This is a genomic window from Sphingobacterium sp. UBA7625 (genome assembly GCF_002484085.1).
GTDB lineage: Bacteria > Bacteroidota > Bacteroidia > Sphingobacteriales > Sphingobacteriaceae > Sphingobacterium > Sphingobacterium athyrii.
In genome coordinates this window covers 1-15,840 of record NZ_DLJD01000055.1, presented here as the reverse complement: position 1 = coordinate 15,840, position 15,840 = coordinate 1, and the positions used below count along the sequence as shown (strand labels likewise).

Annotated in this window: 21 protein-coding genes and 1 pseudogene; 19 read left to right on the top strand and 3 right to left on the bottom strand. The window is 38.5% G+C overall.

The window, feature by feature from the left end:
- Positions 1 to 191: 191 nt before the first annotated feature.
- A complete protein-coding gene (locus tag B4G94_RS22950; RefSeq protein ID WP_165308681.1) occupies positions 192 to 389 on the bottom strand; it encodes a hypothetical protein in 198 nt (65 codons plus the stop codon).
- Positions 389 to 646, bottom strand: a complete 258-nt coding sequence (locus tag B4G94_RS22945) for a hypothetical protein (protein WP_286862243.1) — start codon at positions 644 to 646, stop codon at positions 389 to 391. The genes B4G94_RS22950 and B4G94_RS22945 overlap by 1 nt, the downstream gene beginning before the upstream one ends.
- 360 nt (positions 647 to 1,006) lie before the next feature.
- Here B4G94_RS22945 and B4G94_RS22940 point away from each other — a divergent pair, with 360 nt between their 5' ends.
- From B4G94_RS22940 to B4G94_RS28140, 19 genes and pseudogenes are all read left to right on the top strand, one after another.
- A complete protein-coding gene (locus B4G94_RS22940) occupies positions 1,007 to 1,564 on the top strand; it encodes a TetR/AcrR family transcriptional regulator (RefSeq protein WP_286862242.1) in 558 nt (185 codons plus the stop codon).
- Between the two features lie 71 nt (positions 1,565 to 1,635).
- On the top strand, positions 1,636 to 2,391 hold the full coding sequence (locus tag B4G94_RS22935; protein WP_165308678.1) for an SDR family oxidoreductase: 756 nt from the start codon (positions 1,636 to 1,638) through the stop codon (positions 2,389 to 2,391).
- Between the two features lie 59 nt (positions 2,392 to 2,450).
- Entirely contained in the window at positions 2,451 to 3,203 is a 753-nt protein-coding gene (locus tag B4G94_RS22930; RefSeq protein WP_286862239.1) for a type 1 glutamine amidotransferase domain-containing protein, read from the top strand.
- A gap of 80 nt (positions 3,204 to 3,283) precedes the next feature.
- Complete coding sequence (locus tag B4G94_RS22925; protein ID WP_286862237.1) at positions 3,284 to 4,657, top strand: aldehyde dehydrogenase family protein; 1,374 nt, start codon at positions 3,284 to 3,286, stop codon at positions 4,655 to 4,657.
- A gap of 2 nt (positions 4,658 to 4,659) precedes the next feature.
- Positions 4,660 to 5,187, top strand: a complete 528-nt coding sequence (locus B4G94_RS22920; RefSeq protein WP_286862236.1) for a class I SAM-dependent methyltransferase — start codon at positions 4,660 to 4,662, stop codon at positions 5,185 to 5,187.
- Between the two features lie 11 nt (positions 5,188 to 5,198).
- A complete protein-coding gene (locus B4G94_RS22915; protein ID WP_165308674.1) occupies positions 5,199 to 5,555 on the top strand; it encodes a DoxX family protein in 357 nt (118 codons plus the stop codon).
- The gene (locus B4G94_RS22910) at positions 5,552 to 6,001 is read left to right on the top strand and encodes a hypothetical protein (RefSeq protein ID WP_286862234.1); all 450 of its coding nucleotides are present in this window, start codon (positions 5,552 to 5,554) and stop codon (positions 5,999 to 6,001) included. The genes B4G94_RS22915 and B4G94_RS22910 overlap by 4 nt, the downstream gene beginning before the upstream one ends.
- 28 nt (positions 6,002 to 6,029) lie before the next feature.
- The gene (locus B4G94_RS22905) at positions 6,030 to 6,695 is read left to right on the top strand and encodes a potassium channel family protein (protein WP_165308673.1); all 666 of its coding nucleotides are present in this window, start codon (positions 6,030 to 6,032) and stop codon (positions 6,693 to 6,695) included.
- A gap of 4 nt (positions 6,696 to 6,699) precedes the next feature.
- Entirely contained in the window at positions 6,700 to 7,716 is a 1,017-nt protein-coding gene (locus tag B4G94_RS22900; RefSeq protein ID WP_286862232.1) for a bestrophin family protein, read from the top strand.
- 14 nt (positions 7,717 to 7,730) lie between these two features.
- Positions 7,731 to 8,465: a hypothetical protein gene (locus B4G94_RS22895; protein WP_286862230.1), complete on the top strand. Its 735-nt coding sequence runs from the start codon at positions 7,731 to 7,733 to the stop codon at positions 8,463 to 8,465.
- 129 nt (positions 8,466 to 8,594) lie between these two features.
- Complete coding sequence (locus B4G94_RS22890) at positions 8,595 to 9,584, top strand: MBL fold metallo-hydrolase (protein WP_286862229.1); 990 nt, start codon at positions 8,595 to 8,597, stop codon at positions 9,582 to 9,584.
- 170 nt (positions 9,585 to 9,754) lie between these two features.
- Positions 9,755 to 10,648 carry a helix-turn-helix domain-containing protein gene (locus B4G94_RS22885; RefSeq protein WP_286862227.1) on the top strand — a complete coding sequence of 298 codons (894 nt, stop codon included), beginning with the start codon at positions 9,755 to 9,757 and terminating at the stop codon, positions 10,646 to 10,648.
- An 80-nt stretch (positions 10,649 to 10,728) separates the two neighbouring features.
- Positions 10,729 to 11,391: a hypothetical protein gene (locus B4G94_RS22880; protein ID WP_286862226.1), complete on the top strand. Its 663-nt coding sequence runs from the start codon at positions 10,729 to 10,731 to the stop codon at positions 11,389 to 11,391.
- A 152-nt stretch (positions 11,392 to 11,543) separates the two neighbouring features.
- Positions 11,544 to 12,005 carry a DoxX family protein gene (locus B4G94_RS22875; protein WP_286862225.1) on the top strand — a complete coding sequence of 154 codons (462 nt, stop codon included), beginning with the start codon at positions 11,544 to 11,546 and terminating at the stop codon, positions 12,003 to 12,005.
- A 12-nt stretch (positions 12,006 to 12,017) separates the two neighbouring features.
- Positions 12,018 to 12,236 carry an arylamine N-acetyltransferase gene (locus tag B4G94_RS28145; RefSeq protein WP_376786632.1) on the top strand — a complete coding sequence of 73 codons (219 nt, stop codon included), beginning with the start codon at positions 12,018 to 12,020 and terminating at the stop codon, positions 12,234 to 12,236.
- A gap of 113 nt (positions 12,237 to 12,349) precedes the next feature.
- Positions 12,350 to 13,105 carry an SDR family oxidoreductase gene (locus tag B4G94_RS22870; RefSeq protein ID WP_286862223.1) on the top strand — a complete coding sequence of 252 codons (756 nt, stop codon included), beginning with the start codon at positions 12,350 to 12,352 and terminating at the stop codon, positions 13,103 to 13,105.
- 65 nt (positions 13,106 to 13,170) lie between these two features.
- Positions 13,171 to 13,926 carry a type 1 glutamine amidotransferase domain-containing protein gene (locus B4G94_RS22865; RefSeq protein WP_286862221.1) on the top strand — a complete coding sequence of 252 codons (756 nt, stop codon included), beginning with the start codon at positions 13,171 to 13,173 and terminating at the stop codon, positions 13,924 to 13,926.
- 107 nt (positions 13,927 to 14,033) lie between these two features.
- The gene (locus B4G94_RS22860) at positions 14,034 to 14,387 is read left to right on the top strand and encodes a DoxX family protein (RefSeq protein ID WP_286862219.1); all 354 of its coding nucleotides are present in this window, start codon (positions 14,034 to 14,036) and stop codon (positions 14,385 to 14,387) included.
- A 19-nt stretch (positions 14,388 to 14,406) separates the two neighbouring features.
- Positions 14,407 to 14,712: pseudogene (locus B4G94_RS28140) on the top strand (nuclear transport factor 2 family protein); the annotation flags it as partial.
- 193 nt (positions 14,713 to 14,905) lie between these two features.
- On the opposite strand, the gene B4G94_RS22855 reads toward B4G94_RS28140, so the two are convergent.
- On the bottom strand, positions 14,906 to 15,682 hold the full coding sequence (locus B4G94_RS22855; protein ID WP_286862218.1) for a type 1 glutamine amidotransferase domain-containing protein: 777 nt from the start codon (positions 15,680 to 15,682) through the stop codon (positions 14,906 to 14,908).
- Between the last annotated feature and the right edge of the window lie 158 nt (positions 15,683 to 15,840).

The window sequence follows — 15,840 nt, the reverse complement described above, 5'->3', positions numbered from 1 at the left end:
GTCTATAGGACTGCGTGCTTCAACAAGGTTAAAAATCTTTGTTTCCTGCTTGCCAGAGCAATGATAAACAATTTCTCAATATTCAAAATTTAGGGCCGTGACGTATCTGTGATGTTTTTTAAGGTACGTCATTTGCTGTCCAGCTAGCGTAATACGCTTATTAGCTGATCACTTAAATAAAAAATTGAACCTTATTGTTTCAACGTTGCAGCAGGATTAACTAATATCGCCTTCACGATCTGGTAGCTTACTGTGAACAAGGCTATCACCAAAATACTAATTCCGGCCAATCCGAATGCCGAGAGCGGGATGGGCGAACGGTAGGGATAATGCTGTAGCCAGCTATCCATATAGAAATAGGCAACGGGAGATGAAACGATAATTGCCATCACGTAACATCATCGCTGAACTTCTCGGCGTACTGATCATCGACGAATTGGTATTCGAAAGGTTCGGAGGGATTATACGCTGTAAATACCTTCCCCACAGCGGCGAGTCCCGCATTGATACTTCTAGCTGGATTCAGGTGTACGGTAACGGCCAGGATATGATAGATGGAGGGTGTAACTGCCCTATACGGTGATTCGGACACAATATCCTCAATTACGCCGATAATATGGTACACCATTCCGTTCCATTCGATCATCTCCCCGATAGAGTGTTCGAAACCGATAAGTTTTCGGGCTGCTTCGTTGATAATGACACCAGACGAGTCGGTTGGGTAATCTTTTGAGAAATCCCTTCCTTCCTTGATACGCCACCCGATAGTTTCCGTACCCGTGTGTTACGTTACTGACTGCAAAACCTGCCCATTTTTCCGACAGTTGCGATTGGATTTTTCCAATTGATATTTAACAAAAGTCCCAGTTCAGGACACATTACCAATCCGGATCTTGTAAACCGTATTAAGATGTAAGCCAGTTTAACTAGATCGATAAATTAGAATCTGTTTTGATGGTTCATGCAAGATTTATTTTGTTAATTTTGAAGTTATAATTATTTTAATTTGAAAAGAATACAAATATTAAAGGCGGGCCTGAAACTTTTTGTGACCCAGGGCGTTCATGCGGTTACCATCGCTCAGATCGCAGCCGAAGCGAAAGTGGGAATAGGTACGGTTTATCGAAACTTCAATAGCAAAGAGGATATCGTCCAACAGATATGGATACTGCAGAAGTCCGAGGAATCTGCCTATGTTTTCCAAAATTATATTCCGCAGGGTAGTATCCGCGAGCAGTTCAATTTTCTCTGGGAAAGGGTAATCCGGTATTTTTTGGAACATCCCCTGGAGTTTCATTTTTCCTACCAGTTTGCAGCATCACCTATTCTCATAAGAGAGATTCACGAGGTAGCAATGAAAGATTTTCTACAGTTTGATGAGTTGTACGAGAGGGGTCTAAAGCAAAACCTTTTTAAGCCATTAACCGCAAGACGTTTAAGGCTTTTCACCTTTAGTACAATAAACGGATGGATTTTGTGGGCCCGGGATGAGAACATGACCCTTGATGATGCAACACTTGCTATGTTTCTGCAGATGTCTTGGGATTCGATCAGTGTAGCATAATTTTTCCTATAAAAACTGACGGAATATTCCGTCAGTTTTTGTAAATTCGTTTTAACTTAAAAAAGGATATTATGTCAAAAAATGATTTGAAAGGAAAAGTAGTACTAATTGCTGGGGGAGGTAAAAACCTTGGCGGATTACTAAGCAAAGATTTTGCGGCTAAGGGGGCAAAATTGGCAATACATTACAACAGTGAAAGCTCAAAAGCTGAGAGTGAAAAAACATTAGCTGAGGTTGAGGGATTAGGAGCCGAAGCATTTTTATTTCAGGGTGATTTAACTAAAGTAGAAAATATTACCAAGTTTTTTGATGAAACGATTGCTAAATTCGGAGGTATTGATATTGCTATCAATACGGTCGGTATGGTATTGAAAAAACCGTTTACCGAAACTACTGAAGAGGAGTACGACAAGATGTTTGGGATCAACTCCAAATCAGCCTATTTCTTTTTACAGGAAGCAGGAAAGAAGGTTAATGATCACGGTAAAATCTGTACGATAGTGACTTCGTTATTGGCCGCTTATACAGGTCTGTATTCAACATATGCCGGAGCAAAAGCTCCAGTAGAGCATTTTACGAGAGCAGCTTCCAAGGAATTTGGATCAAGAGGAATTTCTGTAACGGCTGTAGCCCCAGGTCCTATGGATACTCCTTTCTTTTATGGCCAGGAAACGGAGGATGCCGTAGCTTATCATAAATCAGCATCGGCGTTAGGCGGGTTAACAGACATCAAAGATATTGCGCCATTAGTTGAATTTTTAGTGACTGACGGCTGGTGGATCACCGGGCAGACTATTTTTGCTAACGGTGGATATACAACAAGATAAAAACATTTAAAGGCAGTTGAAGTTTCACTGCCTTTTTACAATTTAAATTCACAATACTTATGAGCGCACGGAATATCATCAGAAAACAGCCTGCGCATAATTTCCCCAAAAAAAAGATTTTGTGTCTGGTATCCAATCCGGCACAGCTTCACGGCATGGAAGTGGGATTTTTCGCCGAAGAAATGACACGGCCATTTTTTGACTTCATTAATGCCGGTTATGACGTAGATGTTGCTTCTCCGGATGGAGGTCGCGTTATTTTTGATGGTCATAGTAACCCAGAAAACCCAAAAGGAGCTTATCCGAATGACCTGATCAGTATCGGTTTTGTACATCACGCGACATTTGGCAAATGGATGGAGGACACCATTCCGATTGCAGCGATAAATGTTGCTGATTACGATGCTATTTGCGTAGCTGGCGGAGGTGCACCACTGATTACATTTAAGGACAATGTAAAATTACACCAGCTCATCGCTGACTTTTATGAATCCGGAAAAATTACCTGCTTAATTTGCCATGGCACATCTTTACTTCTATGGACAAAATTAAGCGATGGGACACTTTTGGCTGATGGCAAAACCTGGACCGGATTTGCCGACAGTGAAGAAGAAATGATCAATCAGATGTTCGGAATGACGGTAAACGATTATACGATCGAAACAGAAGCCCGGAAAAATCCAGATACCAACTTTGAGGTGGCTGGCCCGCTAGAGCCATTTGCGATCAGAGATGGCAGACTGATTACCGCACAGCAACAGCACAGTAGCTTTTTGGCATCCCAATTAGTTATTGAAGCTTTATCTGACTAATCTGCTTTCTAATCGAAAGAAAAGGAAACGTTGAGATCTGTTAGGAAATCATGACACAATACCAAAAAAAACAATAAATTATGAACAGGTACCAATCAATATTCGATAAACAAAAGGAGTTTTTTTATACCGATATCTCCAAAACTTACGCATGGCGGATGGAGCAGCTCGACCGATTGGAAAGAATGCTTACTGAAAATCAGGAGGTATTTTGTCAAGCCTTGAAAACCGATTTCAATAAGCCCCCATTCGAGCAACTGTTTGAGATAACTGTGCCGTTGGGCAATATTAAATATTACAAAGAAAACCTTAAACAGTTAATGGATCCCGAATCCGTTGCCATTCCAAAGGGATTGGAAGAAACCGGGAATAAAGGGGTTATTTACAAAGAACCTTTCGGGGTGACGCTGGTTATCGGACCGTTCAACGCACCCATTTTATTGTTGCTCGACCCTGCCATTGCAGCGCTGGCAGCAGGGAATCCGGTTATACTAAAACCTGCCAATGTAACACCTACAGTCGCAACCCTTTTTCAGGAGCTTATTCCTAAATATTTTGCACCCGAAGCGGTAAGTATCGTTACAGGAGGAAGAGAAGAAATTACGGCGTTATTGGAACTTCCTTTTGATTTTATTTTCTTTACCGGAAGCTCTGCTGTAGGTAAAGTGATCATGCGTGCTGCTGCAGAAAACCTGACCCCTATTATTTTAGAGCTGGGGGGGCAAAATCCAACAGTAGTTGATGAAACTGCGAATCTTGACATTGCTGTTGACCGCATTACTTGGGGGCATATGGCGATTTCAGGTCAATGGTGTATTGCACCGGGCTATGTGTATGTTCACGAAAGCATAGCCAGTGAATTTATTGATAAACTGAAAGCTTCCGTAAAAAAAATGTATGGTGAGGATCCGAGCCAAAGTCCTGATTTCGCAAGGATGATCAGCGAGCACGACACCGAGCGAGTGGCTTCTTATATCATTCCCGAAAAAGTGGTCCTAGGGGGACGATATGATGTGAAGGAGAGATATGTAGAGCCAACTATTTTATATCCGAGCAGCTGGGAAGATCCAGCGATGCAACAGGAAATTTTTGGGCCTGTATTTCCGGTTCTGATATACAATGATTTAAAAGAAATTGTAGAAATTATTAAACGTAAGCCGAAGTCTCTGGCTGCCTATTTCTTTAGTAAAAATCAGCAAAATATAGATTATTTCTTAAATTCAGTTTCTTTTGGAGGCGGCTGTATCAATCAGACCAACTTGCATTGCTGGATAGACAGCCTGCCATTTGGCGGGGTTGGTTATGCCGGTATGGGAAAATATTATGGAAAAGCAGGCTTTGATGCCTTGAGCAATACCAAAGCCATGCTGATTGGCAATCCGGATCTGGAACTGGATGTGTTTCCACCTTATGAAGGAAAAGACATTTCGAAAAATTTAAGTGTTTTTGGATAAATATGGAGCAACAAGAAGCTATTGATTTGATTGGAAAAGCGATACCGCAGCGTGAAAGTCCTCAATTATGGGCAGATCTGGGTTGCGGAAGGGGAACTTTCACTGGCGCATTGGCACACTTACTGCCAAAAGGAAGTCATATATATGCAATAGATGCTCAATCGCAAAACTTGTCAAAGGATATAGGGGACAATGTTTTCATTGATTTTATAAAAGCGGATTTTGAGATATTTGATTTTGATTTCTCGAACCTTGATGGAATTTTAATGGCGAATGCTTTACATTATATAAAAAATAAACAGTTGTTGATCCATAGGCTGGAAAAGTATCTGTCGGCAGATAAGAAGTTTATCATTGTAGAATACGATACTCAAATTGCGAATCAGTGGGTGCCGTATCCGATAGATTTTACAAACCTAAAAGAGTTGTTTACAGCCCTCGGTTATTCAAAAATTAGTAAAGTAGGAGAACAACGATCAATATATGGAAAAGGCAATCTGTATGCCGCTGCGATTGAAAAAACTAATTAGAAAATAAAAATATGATCTTAAGAATTATTAGTTCGATATTGATGCTTGTTGCAGTATTTATGGGTTTAAAGCAAGGTTGGGCGATGTTCTCCGGAAAACCTGAAATGTTAGCCATGTTCGGTAAATGGAATATCAATAAAACAGGCTTAATGGCTATTGGAGCAGTCACAATGTTAAGTGCATTATTGATCATTTTCCCAAAAACATTTGTGTGGGGGAACTTTTTGATGGCAGCGGGTATCCTATTGATTATCTGTTTTCATCTTTTTGACAGAGATCTTAAAGGAGTAGCCATCGAATTACCATTTCTCTTGCTGAATCTGATCATTATCTATTTACAGCATCCACTTAAAAACGGGTCATTATGAACAGTAAATTTCCAACGATTAAAACACTTCCGATCAGTCTTGTTCTTGCTGTTGGTCTGTCATTTACGGCCTGTGGACAATCAAAAACTCAAAAATCAGAAACAACAACTAAAGAAAAGCAAAAAATGGACACGAACCAACTGACAAACGAAACTGTAAAAGCAGCTTTTGGTGCATGGCAAAAGGGCGATAGCAAAACCTTTTTATCCTACTTTGCCACAGATGCAAAACTTTACGATGACGGCAATCCCCGCAACTTTCAAAATTTTGTAAAGGAAGCCTGTGGGCGTGAACGATTTACCAGCATAGAAAAGGTAGAAAATGAAGGAAAAGATATTACCGGAAACTTTCATACGGAAAGCTGGGGCGATTTCAAGACCTATTTTAAGTTTAGCATCAATTCGGATGGTAAATTTGACAGATTAGATATTGGGCAGGCTAAGTAATTGAATTCTAAAGTCTATTTCTGCTTCGATGAATAACACGATAGCTTTTCTTCAAAATAGAAAATACGAATTATTGCTTTTGGCATTACTTCAGCATCTTTTTATAGGCATTTTTCTGACCGATCTTCATTTTTACACAAGGGTCGTGTGGCCGATAAATATGTTGATATTGGGATTGGGAAGCATTTTTATATTTACAGGCAAGCACAGCTGGAGACATTGGTTCAGGAACATTCATTTTATAATCGTACTGCTCCTGCCTATTGGCATTCCTTTTTTTAAAGATGTACCTTGGTATTTCACATTCCTGAATATCAATTATGTCATATTTTTTGTATTCCTGTTTCTAGAATTATTGCGTTTCTTAATGAGGCCGGGATATATCAATAGTGATATCATTTCTGCTTCTGCATGCGGATATTTTTTATTGATAGAAATTTCAGTATTCCTCTTGCAGACTTTTGAGTATTCCGATCGCAGTTCCTTTAAAGGACTTGATACAACGTCTCCGGCAGGCATTTTTATAGACTTGGTCTATTTTTGTTCCATCACTTTCACCAGTATAGGCTTTGGAGATATTACGCCATCTACTCATATTACCAAATTGATTACAGCTTTTATCGGTATAGCCGGTCAATTTTATACCGTGGTGCTGGTCGGAATTTTAATAAGCAAATTTTCATCAAAAAATTAGTCATATGAATATAGGTTCCCATTATAAACTTTATCATTTTATTCCCTGGACAAGGGTAAAGATTTATAAAATGCTCGTTTTGAGTATTATTCCCACATTGCTGTTTTGTTTTGTAGGCTGGAACTGGCTTGCTATCCCCTGGGTTCCTGTTGCCTTACTGGGAACAGCGGCAGCATTTATTTCGGGGTTCAAAAATACCCAAACATATAACCGTAGCTGGGAAGCCCGTCAGATCTATGGGGCTATCATCAATAACAGCCGTAGTTTCGGTATTTTGGTAAAAGATTTTATAAGAACGGATGATAAGGTAGAGGAGTCCGCTTTACATCAGCAGGTTATTTACCGTCATTTTGCCTGGCTTACAGCATTACGATTTCAACTCAGGGAAACAAAAAGCTGGGAACATGTAAAGACAAAAAGCTACAATAGAGAATATCTACAATATTATAAAGTCCCTGAATGGGAGGGGAAAATTGAAGATGAACTCAAAGCTTATTTAAGTGATACTGAACTACAGTATGTGTTTTCTACCAAGAATAGAGCGACGCAGATCATTGCCCTACAGTCTGCCCAGTTGAGAAAACTGAACGAAGATGGTAAAATTTCAGATTACAATTATACGGCACTGGAAAATCAGTTCAAAGAATTGTATGATCAGCAGGGAAAATGTGAAAGGATCAAAAATTTTCCTTATCCAAGGCAGTTTTCAAGTATCAACCTCTATTTCACGAATGCTTTGTGTTTTCTGCTTCCTCTAGGGTTTTTAGGGGAGTTTTCAAAAATGATCGAAAAATTTGGAGACAATATAGTATGGCTTACCATTCCGTTTAGTGTGCTTTTAGGCTGGGTATTTTTGGTTTTAGAACAGATAGGGGAGAGTACGGAAAATCCATTTGAAGGCAATGCCAATGATATTCCTATTACCCAGATCAGCAGGAATATCGAAATTGATCTACGTGAGATGTTGGGTGAGAAAGAGCTTCCACCTGCCATACAGCCCGTTAATAATATTGTCATGTAAAAAAATAAAAAAATATGAGTATAGCATCTGTAAGAAAATGGTATCCGAAGGCGTTAACGTCTATTGATACCGTCAATCGGTTGTTGGACACGATTGAAACACATCTGGAATTAAAACCTAATCAGTTAATGCACGCGGACAGTATGTGCTGTGATGATGTCAATGCGATACAATATCCACCCAGAGCTTATGAAATGCTTGGCCCATTTCACATGGGTGGGCTTGACGGCTTTCCCTTTGCAGGTATTACAGGAATGAATGCCTTTGCACATCACGTTCCGGAAGACGGAGCGGTTGTCATATTTTATGCACCGCACATTGGGATTACCAAAGATGGAAATATAGGCGAGATAAGCAGGATAGGGCAGCGTAGTAATTCCGCCTGCTGTGGTGCAGCTAAAGGTGCTTTGGGAAAACTTTCTGCGGGTCAGATTATTGAAGGAAATGTAACATCACTGGATTTTCAGATGAATACTATTGAACAGATTTTCCTGCACAGCAAAGAAAGGATACTGAATGCAGAGAATCAGCTATTTGAGGCAACTGAAGTAATGTATGAAGCTATAGATGAACGCATTGAAGTATTGGTAAAAGAAACCAGATATCCTTGCAAATACGTAATCCTTGTAGGCGGCATTTTTATTAATGGCGATAAAGATATGGGATCATTCTGTCAATACAAAAAGTTTGAATACATCAACCTTGAATCGGGTGAAAGAAAAAGTCTGATGACCGAATATTATGAATAATTAAAAACTATCATCCAAAAATATCAACTGCGTGTGTTGCTTTTTTGATGTAAATAAGTAGGCAGAATAAAAAGAGCATTATTATTGATTAAGTATCCTTAAAAATGTTCTCTATTTTTATGATAAATTATGCCATTGAAATTGTTTAATAGTGAATTAGAATTTGTAAAGCCTGATTGGAAAGGCAATACGTTAAATAGTGACGGCTTGTATACTAACTTGTATGGCGATGATATTAAGGGGTTTGGTGATCTGTGGCGTTGGATGTCCAGCACCAGGCCACTTACAAAATTTAAAAAAGGACAAGCATCGCCCTTAAGTTGGAAACCTATAAGCAATATTATAGATAAAAGTAGAAATGGAATTATTCCTATAGGCCACGCCTGCTTTATTATTGATTTAAATAATATCCGGATATTAATTGACCCTGTTATTGCTCCTAATCGTTTTATGAAACGATATACAGAAGTGCCGTTTCAGATAAATGAGTTAGTTAATGTTGATTACCTTTTACTGTCACATAATCATCGCGATCATATTGATAAAAATAGTGTTATTCAGTTGTGCAAGTATAATCCTGGAGCCATTATTTTAACAGGGTTAGAAATCGGAAAAATTTTAAAAGGTTGGGGCTTAAAAAATGAAATTCAGGAAGCAGGATGGTATCAACGATATAAAACGAAAGAAAATCTTGCTATTGACTATTTACCAAGCCAGCATTGGTCAAGACGATGGATTACCGACACAAACCTAAACCTGTGGGGTTCGTTTATGATACAGGATAAGGTAGCCCAAAAGAATATTTACTTTGCAGGAGACAGCGGCTATGGGGATCATTTCAGTGATATTGGGTATGACTACAATATAGACTTGGCATTGATAGGAATTGGAGCTTATGAGCCTCAATGGTTTATGCACTCAGCACATACAGGGCCATCAGATGCGTTTAAAGCATTCAAAGACTTAAAAGCAAAGTACTGGATGCCTATGCATTATGGAACATTTGACCTTAGTGATGAACCCATTTATTATCCTGAAAAAATACTAAGGGAAAAACACCCTGAAGCACTTACCAATATAATCTGGATGCAAATTGGAGAGAAGATAACTATATCTTAAGTAGTTCATCTACAGCTAGCCAATATCTGAAGCTAAAAAACTCCATAACAGCGAGATGATATGCAATATGTTTATCATTTCTGATTTAAAAGCAAATGCATTACATAGCGTTACCATTCATTGCATTATAAAATTGCTATTTTAGTATAGCAAAGATAAAAAGCACCAAATTGGATAGAATTGAAGAGTTTAAACCGGACAATTTTAAAAAAATAATCAATGTCGACCGACTGGCTACCAAAGGTATTTTCAGCGATTTTGTGATTGAATCCCTTACTTCTTTAAATGAAAAGGCAATTCTACCTTCCGTTCCTCATCGTAAGACAGTGAACGATTTTGTTTTCATAACAAAGGGTGAGTTGTCAAAAATGGTCTGCTCGGATGTATTCATATTAAAGTCTGGAATGTTGATGCTTTTGCCTGCTTATAAGATCCGGACGATCTTAAAAAAAACAGGAAATATTGAAGGCTTTTACGGTCATTTTTCAGATGATTTCATCAGTGATCTTTCGTCTCAAAAAAAGTTAAAAGAAATTTATAATTATATTGAACTGATCTATAACCCTATTTTCAGTTTTGATAAGGAGGCTGAAAATCGAATTCAATATTTGCTACAGCAGCTCTTTTTACTTTATGAAAAAGATATGGGAGGTAGTCTATTAAAATCCTATTTAAATACCGTCCTGCATGAAATTGCCAATTTCATCCAAACGCTACCGTCGCCTGTATTTTCTCCGAAGGAAGCATTAATACAACGCTTTAGGAGATTAATTACTGATAATATTCAAGAGACCCACAAAATACAGGTGTATGCAGAAATGCTCAATATCACACCCAATCATTTAAATAAATGTGCAAGATCTGTAACAGGGAAAACGGCATCAGCTATTATAAACGAAGCACTAACCATGGAGGCAAAGGCACTTTTGTCATTACCCAACCATACGGTTTCTGAGACTGCATTCGTCCTGGGATTTGAAGATGTTTCCTATTTTTCCCGGTTTTTCAAAAAACATACCAGCCTTCAGCCTAGCGAGTATCGAAAAAAGATTGATTTATCCTAGTCTTTGATTTTTTTGTTCTACAATTATGATTAGGATCTGAAGAAATTTGTACTGTCATAAAAGTTAAGAACAAAAAATCAATGGACAGGATATTTTTAATTAATGTATTATTTCTTTTTTCCTTCAAAATTTTCGCGCAGGAAAATGCTGTTCGGGAAGTGAAAAACCCGCCTGTTGTGTTCGAAATTTTACCGGGAACAAGTGGATATGCGGCACAAATGACAGTTAATAAAACATTTCGTGACTTTCCTAAATTCGGATTTTTCAGTGTTACCAATTTTTCCTCGAAATGGAGGGAGACCTATTCCAGAGATATGATGAATCAGATTCATCTCACTTATCAGTTTGCCAAGGGGCTTAAGATTTTAGTAGGAACACATTATACACCCAATTCCGGTTTGCGTCCGAATACGGCGGTTTCATATACTTATTCCTCCCGAACACTTATGTTTTCCCTGATGCCAAGGATTGATTTGTCTAAAAATAGTAATTGGGAAGGATTTGCTATGCTGGAATATAAGCCGCAATTGAATCAGCACTGGAATATTTACACCCGGGTGCAAGGCCTGTATTGTGCAACGGTGAAAAATAGAGATCATGCAAGAAGCTATCTGATGCTCAGGGCAGGATTGAGTTATAAAGATTTTCGTTTTGGTTTAGGAGTCAATTGGGATGCATACGGACCAGAGAAAACAAGCAAAGAGAATTACGGAATTTTTATAGCTTCCAACGTCTTCAATTAAAAATGATCGGTAAGCAAAAAACATCTGCATTATTATTCCCAGCGAAATATGGTCATCAGTTGAAGCATAGGGGGGCGGATTATCAATTGTTTCAGATGCTGCTATAAACCGGGATACAATTTCAATAGGGTCACAATTAAATATTCAAAATAATGAAACACATAATTTTTAAAACTTACAGCACATTCACCGGATTAATATTACGGTGTACATTGGGCCTCATTTTTCTGCCACACGGCCTGCAAAAAACAGTAGGATTGTATGGTGGTGCAGGATTTACCGGGGCGATAAAAGTCTTTACCGAGCAGCTGCATCTTCCGGCAATTATAGCATTCGCGGTCATTATGATAGAATTTTGTGGGGCTGTTTGCCTCTTGTTGGGACTGGTTACACGATTCTGGGCAATTGCTTACGTAGGTTTATTGTTAGGTATCATGTTTACAACACATTTTGAAAATGGTTTTTTTATGAACTGGTTTGGAAACCAAAAAGGGGAAGGCTGCCAGTTTGATTTATTAGCCATAGGAATAGCAGTCGCTTTAATTGTGGAAGGCGGGGGCAAATATTCAATGGACACATATATTTTTCGAAAAATATCTTTAATATCAAAATAAAGTAATATAGACTTGAACATACAATCATATTTTGAAAAGATTCAATTTCAAAATATTGCCAAGCCAGATTATGAAACACTGACACAATTAATAAAATTGCAAACGCGGTTTATTCGATTTGAAGATGTTGATGCGTTTACTGGCACATCACCATCCCTGCAAATAGAACCTATTTTTGAAAAATTGGTTTATCAACAGCGTGGAAGTCCGAATTCTCTACTTTTAAAATAATCCAGTTTTTTTGGGAGAGGTCAATTAAAGTTCCGAAAAGTTCACCATAAAAAGTAAACATGGGATGAACATATTTGTGCTATCAATTTTAAAACATTAAAATAAAGAGAAAAATGACAAGAAACGATTTAAATGGAAAAGTAGTTTTAATTGCGGGAGGCGCAAAAAACTTAGGTGGATTACTAAGCCGTGATTTTGCAACAAAAGGTGCAAAAGTGGTAGTTCATTACAATAGCGAAAGTACAAAAGTAGAAGCCGAAAAGACTTTGGCTGAGATTAATAGCATAGGGGGGGGAGCATTTTTATTTCAAGCAGATCTCACCGATGTAAAGAATATCGTTAAGCTTTTTGATGCAGCAATCGAGAGATTTGGAGGTGTCGATATCGCTATCAATACAGTTGGAAAGGTTTTGAAAAAACCTTTTGCCGAAACGACTGAGGAAGAATATGATAGCATGAGCGAAATTAATTCCAAAGTGGCATATTTTTTCATACAGGAAGCAGGTAAGAGAATAAATGACAATGGAAAGATCAATACAATTGTAACATCCTTGCTTGCAGCATTTACTGGGTATTATTCTACTTATGCAGGAGCTAAAGCCCCAGTAGAGCACTTTACTCGAGCGGCTTCCAAAGAATTTGGAGGTCGGGGTATTTCAGTAACAGCTGTTGCTCCGGGACCGATGGACACTCCTTTTTTCTATGGTCAGGAAACAGATGATGCTGTTGCTTATCATAAATCAGCTTCGGCACTGGGTGGACTGACAGATATTAAAGATATTGCTCCTTTAGTGGAATTTCTCGTAACCGATGGTTGGTGGATTACCGGACAGACCATTTTTGCAAATGGTGGATATACTACTCGATAACTAAATAAAGAAGACGATGTGATACAGAAGTGTGCGCATTGTCTTCTTACTAAAAATTAAAAATTATGGCTAATCAGAATAACGTAATCAAAAAGCATGGGCGACATGTTTATAAAAAAAAGAAGGTATTATGTCTTGTTTCCAATGCAACTAGCCTTCATGGGATAGAGGTTGGATTCTTTGCAGAGGAAATGACCAGGCCTTTCTATGATTTTATTATTGCGGGTTATGATGTTGATGTTGCATCACCTAAAGGCGGGGAAGTGAAGTTTGATTCCCATAGCAATCCTGAAAATCCCGAAGGAGCTTATCCGAATGATCTGATTAGTATTGGTTTTGTACATCACAAGGAATTTAGTAAATGGCTGCAAAATACTAAGGCCATAACTGAAATTGATGTAAATGATTATGATGCAATTTGTGTGGCGGGTGGAGGGGCCCCGTTGATCACCTTTAAAGATGATATAGCGTTGCATCAACTTATTGCGGATTTTCATGAAGCAGGAAAAGTGATCTGTTTGATTTGCCATGGTACTTCTTTGCTTTTATGGACTAAATTAAAAGACGGAAAATTTCTAGCAGACGGTAAGACATGGACCGGATTTGCAGATAGTGAGGAAGATATTATTAACCAAATGTTTGGAATGACCGTCAATGACTATACTATTGAAACCGAAGCACGTAAAAATCCAAATACCAACTTTGAGGTGGCGGGACCATTGGAACCTTTTGCCATAAGGGATGGGAGATTAATTACCGCTCAACAGCAACATAGCAGTTATCTTGCGTCACAGCTCGTAATTGAAGCACTTTCTGAATAATTCAGCATACTTCTTCTATGTGCTAAGACCCTATCTATTGTAAAATGGTAATGTGACATATTGCCATAACTGGAGAAAAGGTATATTTTACATCTAATACATACTATATGTTTCCAAAAATTATCAATTCGATTTTAATCCTTGTAGCGGTATTTATGGGCTTTAAACAAGGCTATGCCATGTTTTCGGGCAAGCCCGAAATGATGGAAATGTTTGGGAAATGGGGCTTTACCAAAACCGGCTTAACTGTAAATGGTCTTATTACAATAGTTGCCTCGCTACTGATTCTATTTCCAAAAACCTTTATATGGGGCAATTTTTTGATGGCAGCGGGGATTTTATTGATTATTTGCTTCCATTTATTGGACAAAGATTTGAAAGGAATGGCGATTGAAATTCCATTTCTATTATTGAATCTTATTATTATCTATTTGCAGCATCCTTTAAAATCAGCCGTTTAATTTCGCTTTAGATCATTATGTTGCGGTAACCACCGAAGGAGAGTCAGCAGGAGTAGAGCAGATATTTGCTAGCGATTTCAGCCAAAAGGTTCAAGTTTCCAATGCACAGTCTATCAGCCGAAGTACTGTAATCAAATCCCTGAAAAAACAAAAGGGAGAGAAACTGAACTGTGAAGTCAACACGCAGATCATTGAAGAGTCAGCAGATTATATGATTGCTAAAGTGACCCTAACATTTGAGAATTTCAGCAAAACTGATCTTGTGACTTTGATGCGTGAAGATAACAGCTGGAAAGTATCCAAATCGATCAAATCGTATAAATAGATTTTAAAGACTAGATGTCTGTCATAGCATGCTCAGGAGAGCCATCAGTGAATCCTATGTTTATGTAAAGCCACATCGTGAGATGTGGCTTTTTACGTCAAAAAGGGCCTGATGTTGATTACATACTCTCTCTTTGCATCTTCTTGTACAGCAATTATTGGACAGATCCTATGGTTTTCAAAAGCCAATGTTGTTATCGTGAGACTTTACCTTGTTCATCTAAAGCCTTGACGATGGCCATGCCTACAGCCTTGGCCGATTGCGGATTTTGGCCGGTGACCAATCTGCCGTCAACGGTAACATGGGACTGCCAAGGTTCGGATTTTTCATAAATTCCACCTATTTCCTTTAGTCTATCTTCAAGTAAAAAGGGGACGATATTGCTTAGTTTTACAAGCTCTTCTTCTTCATTGCTAAAGCCATTGACATTTTTTCCTTTTATCAAATATTCACCGGTGCTCAGTTTGATGTTGGTTAAGCCAGCAGGTCCATGACATACAGCTGCAACAACGCCGTTTGCCTCATAAATTTCGCCAGCAATCTTGGCGATTGCCGAGTCGAAAGGCAGATCCCACATCGCACCATGTCCTCCGGCGTAGAAGATGGCTTTGTATTCTTCAGGTTTTACCTGAGAAGGTTTGAGTGAATGAGTGATTTTATTGTGGTAGTATTTATCCTGCCAGAATTTTTTGTTAACGGGATCATTCAGGTCAAAACCATCCACAGGTGGATTTCCACCCTGTGGGCTAACGAAATCAATCTCATATCCAGCAGCTGTTAAAACTTCCCATGGATGTGAGACTTCACCGAGATAATAACCTGTTTTTTCGCCTGTATTACCTTTTGTATCGTGGCTAGTCACTACAAATAAAATTTTTGGTTTTCGATTTGTTGCATAGCAATGCGTCAGCACCAGGATTAATAAAGCCGAAAATATACCTATTTGTCTAATGAGTTGTGTTGCTTTCATATTGTTGTGATTTTCGTTTTGTTGGAACAAATTTCTTGATTTCGTATAGCAATTTACCGTGACCTAAATCACAAAATTAAAATCTACCTCCCCATTCCCGCCATTCACCGAGTTTTCCTGTCTGTTGGTCTAAAGCCCATAGGCTAGGGGCGTATTCT

What these genes read in the sequence shown, in the direction of transcription:
- B4G94_RS22950 (WP_165308681.1), bottom strand. Translation starts at nt 389, where the DNA reads ATGGCAATTATCGTTTCATCTCCCGTTGCCTATTTCTATATGGATAGC.
- B4G94_RS22945 (WP_286862243.1), bottom strand. Translation starts at nt 646, where the DNA reads ATGATCGAATGGAACGGAATGGTGTACCATATTATCGGCGTAATTGAG.
- B4G94_RS22935 (WP_165308678.1), top strand. Translation starts at nt 1,636, where the DNA reads ATGTCAAAAAATGATTTGAAAGGAAAAGTAGTACTAATTGCTGGGGGA.
- B4G94_RS22930 (WP_286862239.1), top strand. Translation starts at nt 2,451, where the DNA reads ATGAGCGCACGGAATATCATCAGAAAACAGCCTGCGCATAATTTCCCC.
- B4G94_RS22925 (WP_286862237.1), top strand. Translation starts at nt 3,284, where the DNA reads ATGAACAGGTACCAATCAATATTCGATAAACAAAAGGAGTTTTTTTAT.
- B4G94_RS22920 (WP_286862236.1), top strand. Translation starts at nt 4,660, where the DNA reads ATGGAGCAACAAGAAGCTATTGATTTGATTGGAAAAGCGATACCGCAG.
- B4G94_RS22915 (WP_165308674.1), top strand. Translation starts at nt 5,199, where the DNA reads ATGATCTTAAGAATTATTAGTTCGATATTGATGCTTGTTGCAGTATTT.
- B4G94_RS22910 (WP_286862234.1), top strand. Translation starts at nt 5,552, where the DNA reads ATGAACAGTAAATTTCCAACGATTAAAACACTTCCGATCAGTCTTGTT.
- B4G94_RS22905 (WP_165308673.1), top strand. Translation starts at nt 6,030, where the DNA reads ATGAATAACACGATAGCTTTTCTTCAAAATAGAAAATACGAATTATTG.
- B4G94_RS22900 (WP_286862232.1), top strand. Translation starts at nt 6,700, where the DNA reads ATGAATATAGGTTCCCATTATAAACTTTATCATTTTATTCCCTGGACA.
- B4G94_RS22895 (WP_286862230.1), top strand. Translation starts at nt 7,731, where the DNA reads ATGAGTATAGCATCTGTAAGAAAATGGTATCCGAAGGCGTTAACGTCT.
- B4G94_RS22890 (WP_286862229.1), top strand. Translation starts at nt 8,595, where the DNA reads ATGCCATTGAAATTGTTTAATAGTGAATTAGAATTTGTAAAGCCTGAT.
- B4G94_RS22880 (WP_286862226.1), top strand. Translation starts at nt 10,729, where the DNA reads ATGGACAGGATATTTTTAATTAATGTATTATTTCTTTTTTCCTTCAAA.
- B4G94_RS22875 (WP_286862225.1), top strand. Translation starts at nt 11,544, where the DNA reads ATGAAACACATAATTTTTAAAACTTACAGCACATTCACCGGATTAATA.
- B4G94_RS22870 (WP_286862223.1), top strand. Translation starts at nt 12,350, where the DNA reads ATGACAAGAAACGATTTAAATGGAAAAGTAGTTTTAATTGCGGGAGGC.
- B4G94_RS22865 (WP_286862221.1), top strand. Translation starts at nt 13,171, where the DNA reads ATGGCTAATCAGAATAACGTAATCAAAAAGCATGGGCGACATGTTTAT.
- B4G94_RS22860 (WP_286862219.1), top strand. Translation starts at nt 14,034, where the DNA reads ATGTTTCCAAAAATTATCAATTCGATTTTAATCCTTGTAGCGGTATTT.
- B4G94_RS22855 (WP_286862218.1), bottom strand. Translation starts at nt 15,682, where the DNA reads ATGAAAGCAACACAACTCATTAGACAAATAGGTATATTTTCGGCTTTA.